The sequence below is a fragment of the Mesorhizobium sp. LSJC285A00 genome, from assembly GCF_000503155.1.
In the GTDB taxonomy this organism is placed as follows: Bacteria; Pseudomonadota; Alphaproteobacteria; order Rhizobiales; family Rhizobiaceae; genus Mesorhizobium.
On the sequence record NZ_AYVK01000042.1, the window covers coordinates 36,489 to 52,246 of the forward strand.

Consider the following 15,758-nt stretch of genomic DNA (forward strand, 5'->3'; position numbering starts at 1 on the left):
GAGGAAGCCTCTGGCCAGTTCACGGACGAGCTATGCATCCGGTCTGTCGGCGCTCACCACCGACGAGCCCGACGCCGATGCATTCGCCCTGGCGGTCNCAGACGTGTGCTCTTCCGATCTCTTCTCCCAGAGCCTGTTTGACGCGAGCGTCCTTTCGCAAGGGCTGAAGACCCACGCGCCGACGCTGGCCTACGCCGCCTGCTCGACCGCCGGCGAGATTACCCCCCAGGGCCTGGAGGAAGGCCATGTGCTGGCGCTGCTCTTTCCCTCCGCGTCGTTTTCGGCGGTCAGCACCATGGTCGACAATCTCTCCTCGTCGGGCATGGACAGGATCACTGATGAAGTCGAGGCCCTGCGGCGCCTACTGCGCGGGCGCCTCGGCTGTTGCCATACCAAAAGCACCTTCGCGCTCTGCTTCATCGACGGCCTGTCCTTTGCCGAGGAAGCGGTGACCTCGGCCATCCATTGGGGGCTGGACGACATCCCGCTGCTCGGCGGTTCGGCGGGCGACGACCTCAAATTCGAAACCACCAGTCTGATTTCGAACGGCAAGGTGGCGTCAGACAGCGCCATCATCGTGTTGATTGCTACCGAAATTCCCTTCCACGTCTTCAAGACCGACAATTTCATCCCCACCGACGAAAAGCTGGTGGTGACGGCATCCGACCCGGACCACCGCACCGTGCGCGAGTTCAACGCCACCAATGCGGCCGAGGAATATGCAGCCTCGGTCGGCATCGTTGCGCAGAACCTGACGCCGCTGAGCTTCGCCTCTCACCCCGTTGTGGTGAAGGTGGGCGGCGAATACTACTGCCGCTCGATCCAGAAGATGCATCCCGACGGCTCGCTGTCGTTCTTCTGCGCCATCGACGACGGCGTCGTGCTGTCCATCGCCCAGCCCAAGGACATGGTGGAATCGACGCGCGCCGCACTGCGCGACGTCGAGGAGCGGCTCGGCGGCATCGACATGATCCTCGGCTTCGATTGCGTGCTGCGCCGGCTCGACGCCCGCAACCGCCAGGTGTTCCGCGACATTTCGGAGCTTTACCGGGTCAACAATGTCATCGGCTTCGGCACCTATGGCGAACAGTATCGTTCGATGCACCTCAACCAGACTTTCACCGGCATCGCCTTCGGCGAACGCCAGGCGGCGGAATAGCCCATGCCGCTCAGGGACATCGACGACGTCGACAGGCTGAAGAAGATCAACGCCGCTCTGGTCAGCCGCGTCGAGCGCTCGATGGACCAGCAGGGCAATGCCTTCTCGCTGTTCCAGACTGCAATTTCACTGGAAAACCGGGTGCGCATGCGCACCGAGGAACTGCACTCGACCTTGCGCCGGCTGGAACAGTCGAACATCGACCTCAGCGCCGCCAAGGAAAACGCCGAGCTGGCGAACCTGTCCAAGACCAGGTTCCTGGCCGCCGCCAGCCATGACGTGCTGCAGCCGCTGAACGCCGCCCACCTCTCGGTCTCGGCACTGGCCGAAGTGCAGACCAGCGACGAGGGCAAGAAACTCGTCCGTCAGGTCGAGCGCTCGCTGGAGACGATGGAAGACCTGTTGCGCACGCTGCTCGACATTTCCAAGCTCGACGCCGGCGTGGTCCAGCCCGACATTGGCGACGTCAATCTGGAGACGTTGTTTTCGTCGCTGCGCTCGGATTTCAAGCCGGTTGCCAAGCTGAAGGGGCTGACACTGAAATTCCGCCCGGTCAGCGCCGTGGTGCGTTCGGACCGCACGCTTTTGCGCCGCATCCTGCAGAACATCCTGTCCAATGCGCTGCGCTATACCCGCTCGGGCGGCGTGCTGGTCGGCACCAGGCATCGCGGCGACACCATCCGCATCGATGTCGCCGACACCGGCTGCGGCATTCCCGACGACCAGCGCGAGGCGGTGTTCGAGGAATTCCATCGCGGCTCCGCCATTCCGGCCGATACCGGAATTTCCGGCGGCGGGCTGGGGCTGGGCCTTGCCATCGTGCGGCGCATGGCCGCCGCGCTCGGCCACCCCGTGACGTTTTCGTCGAAAGTCGGGCGCGGCACCATCTTCCACATCGATGTGCCGGTCGGCATCGGCGCCAGCGCCGACGCCATCGCCAGCCTTGCCGAGATGGAGCGGCCGCGCGGCTACGGCCTGTTCGGCACCAAGGTGCTGCTGGTCGAAAACGACGCCGATGTGTTGCAGGCGATGACCTTCCTGCTCGAGCGCTGGCAGTGCCTGGTGCGTGCCGCGACCTCGACCGAGGATGCGCTCAGCCTGCTCGGCGACACCGACTGGGTGCCCGACATCGTCATTGCCGACCAGCATCTCGACGACGGCGACCTCGGCACCGCAACAATAGCCGAAGTGCGCGATTATCTCGGCCGCGCCGTGCCGGCGCTGATCGTCACCGCCGACGGATCGGAGGCCGTCGCCAAAGCCGCCCGCGCCGCCGGCATCGAACTGATGCGCAAGCCGCTGAAACCGGCGCAGCTAAGGGCGCTGCTGGCGCATCTGCTGGCTTGAGCCCCATACCCTCCCCTTGATGGGGAGGGTCGGCGCGCAACGCCGGGGCGGGGTGCAGCGCCAAGGTCCCCCACCCCGCTCCGCTTCGCGGATCGACCCTCCCAACAAGGGGGAGGGTAAAGATCAAAACCCGGCCTGATCGCGAAACAGCTCCGCATTGTCCAGCTTCGACACCTCGATCACCGCTTGCGTGCGGCTGTAGACGTTGAGCTTGCGCAGGATCTCCGAGACATGCGCCTTGACCGTGGTCTCGCCGACCTGCAGCTCGTAGGCGATCTGCTTGTTGAGCAGGCCTTGGCGCAGCATCTGCAGCACGCGCAGCTGCTGCGGCGTCAGTTTGGCCAGCCGCTGCACCATGTCGGCGCGGTCGGCGCTGTCGGCGTCGGGCGGCTGTCCCTCATAGGTCTCCGGCACATAGATCGCGCCCTCCATCACCGAGCGGATTGCGGCCGCAAGATCGCTCTTGCGCGCCGATTTCGGGATGAAGCCGGCAGCGCCATAGGACAACGCCTCGGAGATGATCTTCGGCTCCTCATAGCCCGAGACGACGACCACCGGCAGCCGCGGATGGCGGGTCCTCAGCTGCAGCAACCCGTCAAAGCCATGCACATCGGGCATGTTGAGATCGAGCAGCGCCAGATCGAACGGTTTTATCCCACCCAGGAGATCGAGCGCTTCGGCAATCGAGCGCGCCTCCACCGTGTCGACTTCCGGGTACGCCATCTGCACGGCGCTGTGCAGCGCCTCGCGAAACAGCGGATGGTCGTCGATGATCAGAAACCGGGCGCGATCGTTGATTGCGGTCATGGTGTTTGTTTCAGTTCTCCGTGGGCACGATACTCCCGCTGGTATGGCCAGCTTATTGGCAAATAGTCTATCGCCATCTTAACCCCCGGAGGCGAAGCCGACTTTATCCGACAATCAAGGCGCAGCTCGTGCTTTTGCGGACGCTGATGCCTTGCCCGGGGGTTCAAATCGGTCAAATGTGCCGTCAAGATCCCAAGCAGAGACCCGCGCATGACAGACTTCGTCCTTCCCCTGCCCGCAACACCATCGGTCGCCGTCGCCGGCTCGGCCGAGCGTTTTGCGGTGCGCCGCATCTTCTGCGTCGGCCGCAACTATGCCGCTCACGCGCGCGAACTCGGCAATGACGAGCGCGACCCGCCCTTCTTCTTCACCAAGCCGGCCGATGCGGTGGTCGATAGCGGCACCACGGTCCCCTACCCGCCTTTGACCCAAAACCTGCACCATGAGATCGAGCTGGTGGCGGCGATCGGCAAGGCCGGCTTCCGCATCCCCCGCGCTGAAGCCCTCGAGCATGTCTGGGGCTACGGCGTCGGCATCGACCTCACCCGCCGCGACCTGCAGGACGAGGCCAAGAAAGCGGCGCGGCCCTGGGACTGGTCGAAGGCCTTCGACCGATCGGCGCCCTGCGGCCCGTTGGTATCAGCCGCCAAATCCGGCCACCCGCAAAAGGGCCGCATCTGGCTCGCCGTCGACGGCACGGTGAAACAGGAGGGCGACCTCGCCGAACTGATCTGGCCGATCGCCGATATCGTTTCGATCTGCAGCGGTGCGGTTGTACTACAACCGGGCGACCTGATCTTCACCGGCACGCCGGCCGGCGTCGGCGCGGTGGCGCCGGGTCAGACGATGACCGGCGGTGTCGACGGCATCGGCACCATCGAGATCACTGTCGGCCAAGATTCGATCGGCCAAAATTCCACCGACAAACCGTGATCCAATGAGCGACCTCGTCCTCCACAACTACTACCGCTCCTCCACCTCCTACCGCGTGCGCATCGCGCTCGAGATGAAGGGGCTGGGCTACGACTACGTGCCGCATCATCTGCGGCATGGCGACCATCTGGAGCCGGCCTATCGCGCGGTCAATCCGCAGGGGCTGGTGCCGGCGCTGATCCTGGGCGACGGCACGCTTTTGACGCAGTCGCTGGCAATCATCGAATATCTCGACGAGACCCACCCCGAACCGTCGCTGCTGCCGAAGGACGCGCTCGGCCGGGCGCGCGTGCGAATGCTGGCGCAGATGATCGCCTGCGACATCCACCCGGTGAACAATCTGCGCGTGCTGACCTCGCTGCGCACTTTGTTCGGCGCCGGCGACCAGGATGTCATCCACTGGTTTCGCCACTGGGTGAACGAAGGGTTCCAGCCGCTTGAAAAGATTCTGGCTTCATCGGATGAGACCGGCACATTTTGCCATGGCGACGCACCGGGCCTCGCCGACATCTGCTTGGTCGCCCAGATCGCCAGCAACGCCCGCTTCGGCGTCGACCTGACACCCTACCCCGAGATCTCGCGCATCCACGCCGCCTGCATGGCGCTGCCGGCCTTTCAGAAGGCGGCGCCGGAGAATCAGATAGATGCCGAATAGGCTCACAATGCCGGAGCAGAGCACGGGGAGTTGCCGATGAAAGCCGTCGTCTTCGAAAAATTCGGTGAGACGCCGAGAATCCTGACCGTGCCGGATCCGAAACCGGCTGCCGACGGCGTCGTCATCAAGGTCGAGGCGACCGGGCTCTGCCGTAGCGACTGGCATGGCTGGATGGGTCATGATGACGGCATCACGCTGCCGCATGTGCCGGGCCATGAACTGGCCGGCATCGTCGTCGCCGTCGGCAAGCAGGTGACCCGCTGGAAGGCCGGCGAACGCGTCACCGTGCCGTTCTGCGTCGGCTGCGGCCGCTGCTTCGAATGCAATTCGGGCAATCATCAGGTCTGCGAACAACAAACGCAGCCGGGATTCACCGCCTGGGGATCGTTTGCCGAATATGTCAGATCGGAAGAGCACACGTCTGAACTNCCATCGAGCATGCCGACACCAATCTCGTGCGCCTGCCCGAGGAGATGGAGTTCGCCACCGCCGCCAGCCTCGGCTGCCGCTTCGTCACCTCGTTTCGCGCCATTGTCGACCAGGGCCGGGTGACGCCGGGGGAATGGGTGGCGGTGCATGGCTGCGGCGGCGTCGGCCTGTCGGCGATCATGATCGCCAGTTCCATGGGCGCCAATGTCATCGCCATCGACCTCACCGACGAGAAACTGGACTTCGCCAAAAAGATCGGCGCCGTGGCGACCATCAACGCCTCGACCACGCCGAACGTGGTCAAGGCGGTCAAGCAGATCACCAATGGCGGGGCGCATATGTCTATGGACGCGCTCGGCCACCCCACGACATCCTTCAACTCGATTGCCAATCTGCGCCGGCGCGGCCGCCACGTGCAGGTCGGCCTGATGCTGGGCGAACATGCCCGCCCGCAAGTGCCGATGGACAAGGTGATCGCCTTCGAGCTGGAAATCCTCGGCAGCCACGGCATGCAGGCCTACCGCTACCCCGCCATGATGGAGATGATCCGCACCGGCAAGCTCAAGCCCGAACTGCTGGTCGGCAACAAGATCAGCCTTGATGAGGCGCCGGCGGCGCTGATGGCAATGGGCGGGTTCGAGGGGATTGGCATTGGGGTGGTGACGAAGTTCTAGGGCGGAGTCGCCCTCCACCACCAAACTCCTAGCGTGCAAATTTCTTCGCCCCGAACACGCAGGCCACCACGCCGAGCGTGACAACAATCATCAGCGGGCTGACCTGCTCGTGCAGCAGAGACGCTGCCAGCGCCAGGCCGAAAAAGGGCTGCAGTAGCTGCAACTGCCCGACGGCAGCGATGCCGCCTTGGGCGAGGCCGCGGTACCAGAACACGAAGCCGATCAGCATGCTGAACAGCGAGACATAGGCGAGACCCATCCAGGCGCCGGAGCCGACGCCGGCGAAGGACGACGGCAGCGTCGCGAACGTCAGCACCAGCATGATCGGAAGCGAGATCGCCAGCGCCCAGCAGATCACCTGCCAGCCGCCCAGCCTGCGCGACAATGCCGCCCCCTCGGCATAGCCCAGGCCGCAGACGATGATGGCGGCCAGCATCAGGCCGTCGCCGACAGGTGAGGCCGTCACGCCTTGCATCAGGGCAAAACCGGCGACCAGCGCGCTGCCGATGCAGGAAAACAGCCAGAAGGCCGGGCGCGGACGCTCGCCACCGCGCAGCACGCCGAAGATCGCGGTGGCCAGCGGCAGCAGGCCGACGAAGATGATGGAATGGGCGGAGGTGACGTGCTTCAGCGCCAGCGCGGTGAGCAAGGGAAAGCCGACAACCACGCCAAGGGCGACGATCACCAGCGACAGAAAATCGCCGCGCTCCGGGCGTTTCTGCCGAAACAGCATCAGCATGGCGAGACCGAGAAGTCCGGCAATCGCGGCGCGGGCCGAAGTCAGGAATATCGGATCGAAATCGGCCACGGCCACGCGCGTTGCCGGCAGCGAGCCTGAGAAGATCAGCACGCCGATGAATCCGTTCATCCAGCCGCTCGCGGTTTTGTCCATTCCAGGCTCCATTGCTTTCGCCCTCTATCGGGCAAGTGCCTATGGTGCAGCCAGAGACAATGCAGTACAATTCCGCAAAACTGTAATGGCTATCAGAGCAATACAGATGACCGAACTCATTTTGGAAACCGGCAATGCGCACCCTCCTGTCGCGACCACGCTTGTGGAAACTGTCATGGCGACCATCCGCCAGCGGATATCGGCGCGCAGCCTGACGCCAGGCGCGCGGCTACCTTCGATCCGCGCCTTTGCCAAGGCCATGCAGGTGTCCAAGTCGACCGTGGTCGAAGCCTATGAGCGGCTCGCTGCCGAAGGCGCGATACGCTCACGGCCGGGCTCGGGTTTCTATGCCGCCGGATCGCTGGCGCCACTGTCGCTGGCCGAGATAGGCCCGCGGCTCGACCGCGCTGTCGATCCGCTGTGGGTCTCGCGCCAGTCGCTGGAAGCCGGCGACGAGATGCTGAAACCAGGCTGCGGCTGGATGCCGGCCTCGTGGATGCCGCAGTCGGCCTTGCGCCGGGCGCTGCGCACCTTGGCGCGCGCCGACGATGTCGACCTAGCCGATTACGGCACGCCGCTCGGCCTGCCGCCGCTCAGGCAATTGCTCGCGCGGCGCATGGCCGGCCACGGCATCGAGGTCTCGCCCGAACAGATCATGCTGACCGAATCGGGCACGCAGGCCATCGATCTTCTGTGCCGCTTCCTGATCGAACCCGGCGATACCGTGCTGGTCGACGACCCCTGCTATTTCAATTTTCACGCGCTGCTGCGCGCCCACCGCGCCAAGGTCGTCAGCGTGCCCTACACGCCATCCGGGCCTGATATCGAGCTGTTCGCCCAGGCACTGGCCGAGCACAGGCCGCGCCTCTACATCACCAATTCCGCCATCCACAACCCGACCGGCGCGATCCTGTCGCCGGTCACCGCGCACCGGCTGCTGAAACTCGCCGACCAGTCGGACCTGACCATCATCGAGGACGATATCTTCGCCGGTTTCGAGCACAGCCCAGCGCCTCGGCTGGCGGCGTTCGACGGCCTCAACCGCGTCGTCCATATCGGCAGCTTCTCCAAGACGCTATCGGCGTCGGTTCGCTGCGGCTTCATCGCGGCACCGCGCGACTGGATCGAGCAACTCACCGACCTCAAGATTGCCACCACCTTCGGCGGCGGCCGGCTGGCGGCCGAACTGGTGCTGGCGCTGCTTAGGGACGGCAGCTACCGCAAGCACATGGAATTGCTGCGCGCGCGGCTTTCCCGCGCCATGGGCGAGACGGGCGCGCGCCTGAAGGCGATCGGCATCACGCCCTGGATCGACCAACCGGCCGGCTTGTTCCTATGGTGCAGCCTGCCCGATGGCGTGGATGCGGCCGAAATCGCCCGCCGCGCGCTGGCCGACAACATCGTGCTGGCGCCCGGCAACGCATTCAGTCTGTCGGGAACCGCCAGCCGCTTCCTGCGCTTCAACGTTGCCCAGTGCCAGGACGAGCGGATTTTCAGGGTGCTCAAGGCGGCAATGGCGCGCTGAGCGCTCAGCGGGAGGCCGCGCAGACATCCCGAACGCAATCTCGCAGCCAGCGTTGCGCCGGATCGGCATCGAGCCGTGGATGCCAGAGCATCGAGATGGTGACCTCCACCGTGGCGACCGGCAGCGGAAAGCTGACCATGCCGGCGCGTGCGCCTTGCGTGTGCCGTTCGGGCACGCTGGCAATAAGGTCCGAAGCGCGCGCCATGGCGAGTGCAGCCGAAAAGCCGGAGACCATGCACGCCACGGTTCGCTGCAGGCCGAGCAGCGCCAAAGTCTGATCGATCGGCCCTCTTTCCCGACCCCGCCGTGAAACGCTGATGTGGCGGCCGGCCGCGTAGCGTTCAGGCGTTACCGCGCCTTCACTCAAAGGGTGGCCGGCTCGCACAGCACCCACGAAGCGGTCGCGAAACAGCGCCTGTATCAGCACTTCAGGTCCGGCCTCGCCGGCAACGCCGATTTCGAGGTCGATGTCGGCGTCGCGCAACGAGGCGACATCCTTGTCGGCTTTCGGCGCAAATCGCAGCCGCACGCCCGGCGCCTCGGCCTGTATGCGAGCGACAAGACGCGGCCCGAACTCCTCGACGAACCCTTCATTGGTGCGCAGCGTGAAGATCTGGTTCAGCTTCGCGAGATCGAGAGGCCTGGCAGGGCGCAGCAACGTTTCTGCTTCCTGGACGACACGGCCGGTCTGCTGCCGCAATGCCTCCGCGCGCGGCGTCGGCACAAGGCCTCGACCGGCCCGAACCAGCAGCGGGTCGCCGGTCGCTTCGCGCAGTCGCGCCAGGGTGCGACTCATCGCCGAAGGGCTGAGCCGCAGCCGGGTTGCCGCGCGAGCCACGCTACCTTCGGTCAGCAGGACGTCGAGAGCGAACAGCAGATTGAGGTCGGGCGATGTCATTGGCGGATTGTAGCACATGCCATGGCGTTTGGTGCACGAATAAGATGCAAATGCTGCGCCTTCCGCCACTCCACCCTGACGACTAGATCTCCGACAGGTCCGGTTGCGGGACTGACAAGGAGGAAATCGCCATGGCAATTGCTGAGCAGAACGAGTGCACATCGGCGCCGCAGAAAACCCGGTCCGCAGGCCTGGCCCACTCTCCTGTCTTGGCATTGGCCAGCCTGTCGCTCGCCACGCTGCTGTCGTCGCTTGGAACCAGCATTGCCAGCGTCGGACTGCCTTCCCTCATGCAGGCGTTCGGTGCGCCGTTCCAGTCCGTGCAATGGGTGGTTCTCGCCTATCTGCTCGCCATCACGGCCCTGATCGTCAGCGCCGGTCGGCTGGCCGATATGGTCGGCCGCCGGCCGTTGCTGCTCGGCGGCATCGCGCTGTTCACACTGGCCTCGGTGCTCTGCGGCCTGGCGCCGACGCTCTGGCTGCTGATCGCGGCGCGCGCCGTGCAAGGGCTGGGTGCCGCGCTGATGATGGCGCTGACGCTGGCCTTTGTCGCGGAGACCGTAGCCAAGGAGAGAACCGGCAGCGCCATGGGTCTGCTCGGCGCCATGTCGGCGATCGGCACGACGCTCGGCCCCTCGCTCGGCGGCTTTCTGATTGCCGGCTTTGGCTGGCGGGCGATCTTCCTCGTCAATGTGCCGCTCGGCGTCGCGGCCTTCGCTATCGCCTGGCTGGCCCTGCCCGCCCGCGGCAAGGCTGCGGGCGTTCAAGGCGGGTTCGACGCGATCGGGACGGTCTTGCTCGCCTTGACGCTCACTGCCTATGCATTGGCCATGACGCTCGGCCACGGCCATTTCGGCGCCCTCAACACCGGCCTGCTGGTTGCCGCCGGCATCGGCGTCGTTCTGTTCGGCGTCGCGCAGAAGAGGGCGAAGAATCCCTTGATCCGGCTTGCCCGGTTGTACGACATCCGGCTCAGCGCCAGCCTCGCCACGAACCTCGTTGTCGCCACAGTGATGATGGCGACCCTGGTGGTCGCTCCGTTCTATTTGTCGCGAGGGCTGGGGCTCAATGCTGCGATGGTCGGCGTGGTCCTGTCGACAGGTCCGCTGGTCTCCGCGCTCTCGGCACTTATCGCCGGCCGCCTCACCGATCGCTTCGGCGCGCACAGGATGATGGTCGTCGGACTGTTCAGTCTTGCCGTCGGAACCTCATTGTTGTCGCTCGCCGCAACAAAACTCGGCATTGCCAGCTATATCGTGCCGATCGCCGTCACCTGCTTCGGGTACGCCCTGTTCCAGACATCCAACAATGCCGCCGTCATGAGCGGTGTCGCTGCCGGCGAGCGCGGCGTGGTGTCCGGCCTGCTCAATCTGTCGCGCAATCTCGGCCTGATCACCGGCGCATCGCTTATGGGCGCCATTTTTGCGGCTGCCTCGACGGGAGAACGGCAAAGCCAGGACATGCTGACCTCAGCGGCAGCCGCGCACGGCATGCAGGTTACCTTTCAGACGGCAACGGTCCTGGCGGTGGCTGCGCTGTTGCTGGCACTGCTCTCGACCCGCGCCGGCGGCAGGCTGTCGGTGCGGCAACAGCCATCATGACCGAAGATAGGGAGCTTACGCTCCCGCCCGCTTGCGCCGCTCATAAAGCATGACCAGCGTTTCGGCGGTCAGAGCCGGCCTCTGTTCGCCCTCGATCTCGACCGTGTTGGCGGCCTTCATCAGATACTGGCCCGGCCCCTTGTCCTCCACCGACAACAGCGTCGTGCGCAGCCGGATGCGTGCGCCGACCCTGACAGGCGCCAAGAACCGCACCTTGTCGAAGCCGTAATTGAAGGCGGCTTGCGTGTTTTCGGGGACGATGCCCATACCCAGCGCCAGCGCGCCGATGATCGACAGCGTCAGATAGCCATGCGCGATCGTGGTGCGAAATGGGCTCTGCCGCTTCGCCCGCTCCGGATCGACGTGGATCCACTGATGGTCGCCTGTGCATTCGGCAAACTGGTTGATGCGGTTCTGGTCGACGGTCGTCCATTCCGACACGCCGAGCTCCTGCCCGGCCATCGCCCTTAACTGCTCGAAGGTCGGCGGCGTTTTCGGCCGTAGTTCCGTCATTCCTGCTTTCCCGGTGGCTCCCAGTGCCTCGGACCACGAACGGACGGCTCCTGTCAATTCGCCCGTTGCGATTCCGTTCCGCCATTTTCCGCCAAACAGCGTCCCTCGTCCATGCTCATGCGCCGCAACCAGCCCACTCCTCTCATGGTTGCGTTGAGAGTCACTTCTTGTCATAGCCCGAGCGGATTTCCTCCATCGCTTCCTTGATGCGGCTGCGCAGGATTTCGATCGATTCGGTGCCGGATTTCTTGACCAGCTCGGCCACTTCGCCGGCATTTTTCAGGGCGGCTTCGAAGGATTTCCTGGCGAACTCCGCCTGTTTTGTCATCAGTTCCTGGGGATTGCCCGGCGCCTTGTAGCTCTGCGCCATGTCGCTGACTTCACGCAGCGTGTCCTGCAGCATCTCGCGCTGTCTGGACAACAATGAGGTCGCGCCGGCAGCTCCCGCCCGCGCCGATCTTTCCAGGGCCTCGAGGTTCTTGCGATGATGCGCGAGGATCGCCTCGACATTCGGCACCTTCAGGTCACGGCCGAACCGGCTGAACATGTCAAGGAACGAATCGGAGTCGGGTTGTTTGGCCATTGCTCGTGCTCCCCAGTGTCGCAAATGCTGAACCCTGTTCTGGACAATAGCACTCGCGCGCCGTGTGTCCATTCGGACGCCCAAGCAATTCAGCGGCAATGCAGCATCAGCCAGCGAGAAACAGCCTCTCCGCCGTGTAGAGCACGAGACCGGCCAGGCCGCCAATAATCATGCCATTGAAGCGGATATATTGCAGGTCCTTGCCGATGTTCATCTCGATCAGCCTCGTCAGCTGGGCGAGGTCCCAGCGCTTGACCTGGTCGGCGATGAATGTCGACACACCGCTCTTCTGGCTCTCCACGAACGACGACAGCGCCACGACAAAGCCCCGGTTCATGTCGGCCCGGATCTGCGGATCGCCCGAGAGATGGCGGCCGACCTCGACGAACATGTTGGCGAGATGCGCGCGAACAATCGAATTCTCCGCCTTGGCGTCCTGTTCGATGAACACGCTGAGGCTCTGCCACATGTCGCCGGCGAGCGACTTCACTTCCGGCCGCGCCAGGAAATCGCGCTTCAGCTTCTCGGCCCGTTTGGCGTATTGCTTCGAGGTTCTGAGCCGCTCGATGAAGCTGTGAGCGAAACGGTCGAATTCGGCGCGCATCGGATGGTCGGGATCGGCGCGCACCTCGTCAAGCAGCGAACCGGCGGAAGCGACGATCTTTTTCAGCAGATAGGCGTCGGCTCTGAACAGGTTGAACAGCGACGGCAATTCCTCGCGGATTTTCTCGCGCATGGTCGCCAGCGCCTCTTCATCGTTCAGGAACCGGCCGATCACCCTGGTGAATTCGTCGAAGAGTTTCTGGTGGCGGCGGTCGTCGGTCAGTGCCGACAGCAATTCGGCCGCGAGCGGCGCCAGCGGCACCTTGTCGATCTGCTCCAGCATGCGGCTGGTGACGAAGCCGCGCAGGCCGGATTGCTCGATCGCCGCAAGCGTCTGCGGGACCAGCCGTACGACGAAGCGTGACAGGCCGGCAGAGCGTTCGGCGTCAGTCAGCCAGTCGGCGACGAGTGCTGCAAAATCGACCTCGGCCAGCTTTTCCCGCACCGGCTCCGGCGCCAGAAAATTGACCTCGATGAAGCGGCCCAGATTATCGGCGATGCGGTTCTGGTTCGCTGGGATGATGGCGGTGTGCGGGATCGGCAGGCCCAGCGGCCGCTTGAACAGCGCCACCACCGCGTACCAGTCGGCCAGGCCGCCAATGGTCGCCGCCTCGGCGAAGGCCGCCACGAAGCCCAGCCACGGATACTTGGCCTCGGACGATTTGGCCACGGCAAAAACCACGACGCAAAGCACCAGCGCAGCCGTGGCGAGGAACTTTGTCCGCCGCAACGCGAAAAGCTTGGCGCCCGTCTCGGCATCAAAACCGCCAGGCGCCAGGGACGAAGCCGATTGGGACATGATACGCCGCTCCTCATCGATCTCTTGGCTATCTGGCATGGGCTATTTAGGGGGTGTTTGGGCCCGTAGCATGATCGGATGGGCCGATTTCGTTCGGGAATTGCCGGTTTCGCACGCAAAGTTGACAAGAATGTTCATCTATCATGCAATCCCAGTCTGGAATTGTTCCAAGGTATAGGCCATATTCCGATCAGGCCAGTGTGGGCGAATCCGAAACTCCGGGTGAGAAAGCCGCACCAGCACAATCTAAAATCTGGTGCAGTTCCAGCGCGCCAGCACTCGGGTGAGGAATTAAATGCGGCTGACGCGCCAGACCAACTACGCCATGCGCATCCTGATGTATTGCGCCGCCAACAACGATCGCCTGAGCCGCATCCCCGAGATTGCGGCCGCCTATTCGGTGTCGGAGCTTTTCCTGTTCAAGATCCTGCAGCCGCTGGTCGAGCATGGCCTGGTCGAGACGGTGCGCGGCAGGAATGGCGGCGTGAGGATCGGCCGCCCCGCCGAGCAGATCAGCCTGTTCGACGTCGTACGGGTGACCGAAGAGAGCTTCGCCATGGCCGAGTGCTTCGAAAACGACGCCGCCGAATGCCCGCTGGTCGACAGCTGCCAGCTGAATTCGGCGCTGCGCGAGGCGCTCAACGCCTTCTTTGCCGTGCTTTCCCGTTACACTATCGCCGATATGGTGGCGGCGCGCCCGAATGTGCGTCATTTGCTCGGCATCGACATGCTGGTCCAGCGAGCTCCGGCCGCCTGAGTTTCTAGTGCATGTCGCTCAAAAGTGGCCCCGGTTTTGAGACAACGACATGCATAAAGACAAAGACCTAAAGCGCGTCGCCTGAGTCCGTTCAAACGCGACGCGCTTTTAGGCGGCTGACTGCGGCAAGACGAACGGCATGTTCGCCGCCGGCAACACACCGACCCTTAGCCGACAATCGAACACCTTTTCGATCAGATCGTCGCTCAGCACCTCCTGCGGTGAACCGTCGGCGGCGAGCCGGCCGCGATGCATCACGAAAATCCGGTCGGCATACATGGCCGTCAGATTGAGGTCGTGCAGGATGGCGATCACACCGCCGCCGCGCCGGGCGAAATCGCGGGCGATGTTCATGATGATCAGCTGGTGCTTGATATCGAGGCTGGAGACCGGCTCGTCGAGATAGAGATAGCGCGGCTTGCCGTCCAGCACCGGCGCCCAGACCTGGCACAGCACGCGCGCCAGCTGCACACGCTGTTGTTCGCCGCCCGAAAGCTCCTGATAGAACCGGCCGGCAAAGCCGTCGAGGTCGACCCGCGCCAGCGCCCGCTCGGGCAGACGATCATCTTCGCCCGGCAGAACGCCGGAACGGCCGCCGATAAGGCCGAGCCTGACCACTTCGTGCACGGTGAAGGGAAAGGACAGCGTCGCGGCCTGCGGCAGCACGGCACGCACGGTCGCGGCCTCCACCGGCTTCATCGCGGAGAGGTCGCGCCCGTTGACGGCCACTGTCCCCGCAAACGCCAGATCGCCCGACAACGCCTTCAAGAAAGTCGTCTTGCCCGAGCCGTTCGGTCCGACGATGGCGGCGATCTCGCCCGGCCGTGCGACAAAATCGACATTAGCGACGATGCGTTTGCCGCCCATCGCCACCGAGACATCGCGTGCTTCGATCATGACGGCCTCATAGGTTTCAAATCTCACAAGTCGATTACGCCGCGCTTGCGCAGCAGGATCCAGAGGAAGAACGGTGCGCCGGCGATCGCCGTGACGATGCCGATCGGCAGTTCGGCCGGCGCCACGATGACGCGGGCGACGGCATCGGCAATCAGCAGCATCGAGGCGCCGAGCAGCGCCGAAGCCGGCAAGAGATAGCGATTGTCCGGACCGATCAGCAGCCGCAGCAGATGCGGCACGACGATGCCGACAAAACCGATGCCTCCGCTGACTGCGACAGAGGCGCCGACCGCTGCCGAGACGCCGACGATCGCGGTGTATTTCAGCCGCTGTACCGGGATGCCGAGATGTCCGGCCGTCGCCTCGCCGAGCGCCAGGGCGTTGAGGCCTTTGGCCAGGAACGGCATTGCCGCAAGCGGCAGCACGATGATCGGCCCGACGGAAGCGATCTTCGGCCAGGTCGCGCCGCCAAGCGAGCCCAGCTGCCAGAAGGTCAGGTCGCGCAACTGCCGGTCGTCGGCCATGAAAATCAGGATACCGGTCAGCGCCATGGCAAGGGCTGCGAGCGCAATGCCGGCAAGCAGCATGGTGGCAACCGATGTGCGACCCTGCCGCGTGGCGACGCGGTAGAGCACCAGCGTGACCGCAAGGCCGCCGCAGAAAGCGGCGAGCGGCAAGGCCAGCCC

Annotated in this window: 15 protein-coding genes; 7 read left to right on the forward strand and 8 right to left on the reverse strand. The window is 64.4% G+C overall.

Translation table 11 applies throughout. The features are described from left to right. Positions 1-43: 43 nt before the first annotated feature. A complete protein-coding gene (locus tag X726_RS142930) occupies positions 44-1,159 on the forward strand; it encodes an FIST N-terminal domain-containing protein (RefSeq protein ID WP_031215421.1) in 1,116 nt (371 codons plus the stop codon). 3 nt (positions 1,160-1,162) lie between these two features. Beyond that, positions 1,163-2,506, forward strand: coding sequence for a hybrid sensor histidine kinase/response regulator (locus X726_RS142925; protein ID WP_023672626.1), 1,344 nt, complete (start codon positions 1,163-1,165; stop codon positions 2,504-2,506). A 123-nt stretch (positions 2,507-2,629) separates the two neighbouring features. Here the strand turns inward: X726_RS142925 and X726_RS142920 are convergent, their stop codons facing one another. After that, the gene (locus X726_RS142920) at positions 2,630-3,313 is read right to left on the reverse strand and encodes a response regulator transcription factor (protein ID WP_023672627.1); all 684 of its coding nucleotides are present in this window, start codon (positions 3,311-3,313) and stop codon (positions 2,630-2,632) included. 210 nt (positions 3,314-3,523) lie between these two features. On the opposite strand from X726_RS142920, the gene X726_RS142915 reads away from it, so the two are divergent. Continuing rightward, positions 3,524-4,246: a fumarylacetoacetate hydrolase family protein gene (locus tag X726_RS142915; protein WP_023672628.1), complete on the forward strand. Its 723-nt coding sequence runs from the start codon at positions 3,524-3,526 to the stop codon at positions 4,244-4,246. Between the two features lie 4 nt (positions 4,247-4,250). Further along, on the forward strand, positions 4,251-4,901 hold the full coding sequence (maiA, locus tag X726_RS142910; RefSeq protein WP_023672629.1) for a maleylacetoacetate isomerase: 651 nt from the start codon (positions 4,251-4,253) through the stop codon (positions 4,899-4,901). A 1,131-nt stretch (positions 4,902-6,032) separates the two neighbouring features. Here maiA and X726_RS142905 read toward each other — a convergent pair. Next, positions 6,033-6,896 (reverse strand): DMT family transporter, encoded by an 864-nt coding sequence (locus X726_RS142905; RefSeq protein WP_023672632.1) that lies wholly within the window; start codon positions 6,894-6,896, stop codon positions 6,033-6,035. Positions 6,897-7,002: 106 nt separating this feature from the next. Here X726_RS142905 and X726_RS142900 point away from each other — a divergent pair, with 106 nt between their 5' ends. Continuing rightward, complete coding sequence (locus X726_RS142900; RefSeq protein ID WP_023672633.1) at positions 7,003-8,421, forward strand: PLP-dependent aminotransferase family protein; 1,419 nt, start codon at positions 7,003-7,005, stop codon at positions 8,419-8,421. Positions 8,422-8,425: 4 nt separating this feature from the next. Here X726_RS142900 and X726_RS142895 read toward each other — a convergent pair whose 3' ends face one another. Then, a complete protein-coding gene (locus X726_RS142895; RefSeq protein WP_023697654.1) occupies positions 8,426-9,319 on the reverse strand; it encodes a LysR family transcriptional regulator in 894 nt (297 codons plus the stop codon). A 131-nt stretch (positions 9,320-9,450) separates the two neighbouring features. Between X726_RS142895 and X726_RS142890 the strand changes: the two genes are divergently transcribed. Further along, positions 9,451-10,920, forward strand: a complete 1,470-nt coding sequence (locus tag X726_RS142890) for an MFS transporter (RefSeq protein ID WP_031215422.1) — start codon at positions 9,451-9,453, stop codon at positions 10,918-10,920. A gap of 15 nt (positions 10,921-10,935) precedes the next feature. Here the strand turns inward: X726_RS142890 and X726_RS142885 are convergent, their stop codons facing one another. The 3 genes from X726_RS142885 to X726_RS142875 form a co-directional block, all read right to left on the reverse strand. Then, positions 10,936-11,433, reverse strand: coding sequence for a MaoC family dehydratase (locus tag X726_RS142885; RefSeq protein WP_023681725.1), 498 nt, complete (start codon positions 11,431-11,433; stop codon positions 10,936-10,938). Positions 11,434-11,593: 160 nt separating this feature from the next. Then, complete coding sequence (locus X726_RS142880) at positions 11,594-12,016, reverse strand: phasin family protein (protein ID WP_023672638.1); 423 nt, start codon at positions 12,014-12,016, stop codon at positions 11,594-11,596. 106 nt (positions 12,017-12,122) lie between these two features. Continuing rightward, on the reverse strand, positions 12,123-13,418 hold the full coding sequence (locus tag X726_RS142875; RefSeq protein WP_023672639.1) for a DUF445 domain-containing protein: 1,296 nt from the start codon (positions 13,416-13,418) through the stop codon (positions 12,123-12,125). 295 nt (positions 13,419-13,713) lie between these two features. Here X726_RS142875 and rirA point away from each other — a divergent pair, with 295 nt between their 5' ends. Beyond that, entirely contained in the window at positions 13,714-14,175 is a 462-nt protein-coding gene (rirA, locus tag X726_RS142870; RefSeq protein ID WP_023672640.1) for an iron-responsive transcriptional regulator RirA, read from the forward strand. 108 nt (positions 14,176-14,283) lie between these two features. On the opposite strand, the gene X726_RS142865 is transcribed toward rirA, so the two are convergent. Together X726_RS142865 and X726_RS142860 are read right to left on the reverse strand one after the other, a co-directional pair. Then, on the reverse strand, positions 14,284-15,072 hold the full coding sequence (locus X726_RS142865) for a heme ABC transporter ATP-binding protein (protein ID WP_023672641.1): 789 nt from the start codon (positions 15,070-15,072) through the stop codon (positions 14,284-14,286). Positions 15,073-15,095: 23 nt separating this feature from the next. After that, the coding region (locus X726_RS142860; protein WP_023672642.1) for an iron ABC transporter permease at positions 15,096-15,758 on the reverse strand (663 nt) is incomplete at its 5' end.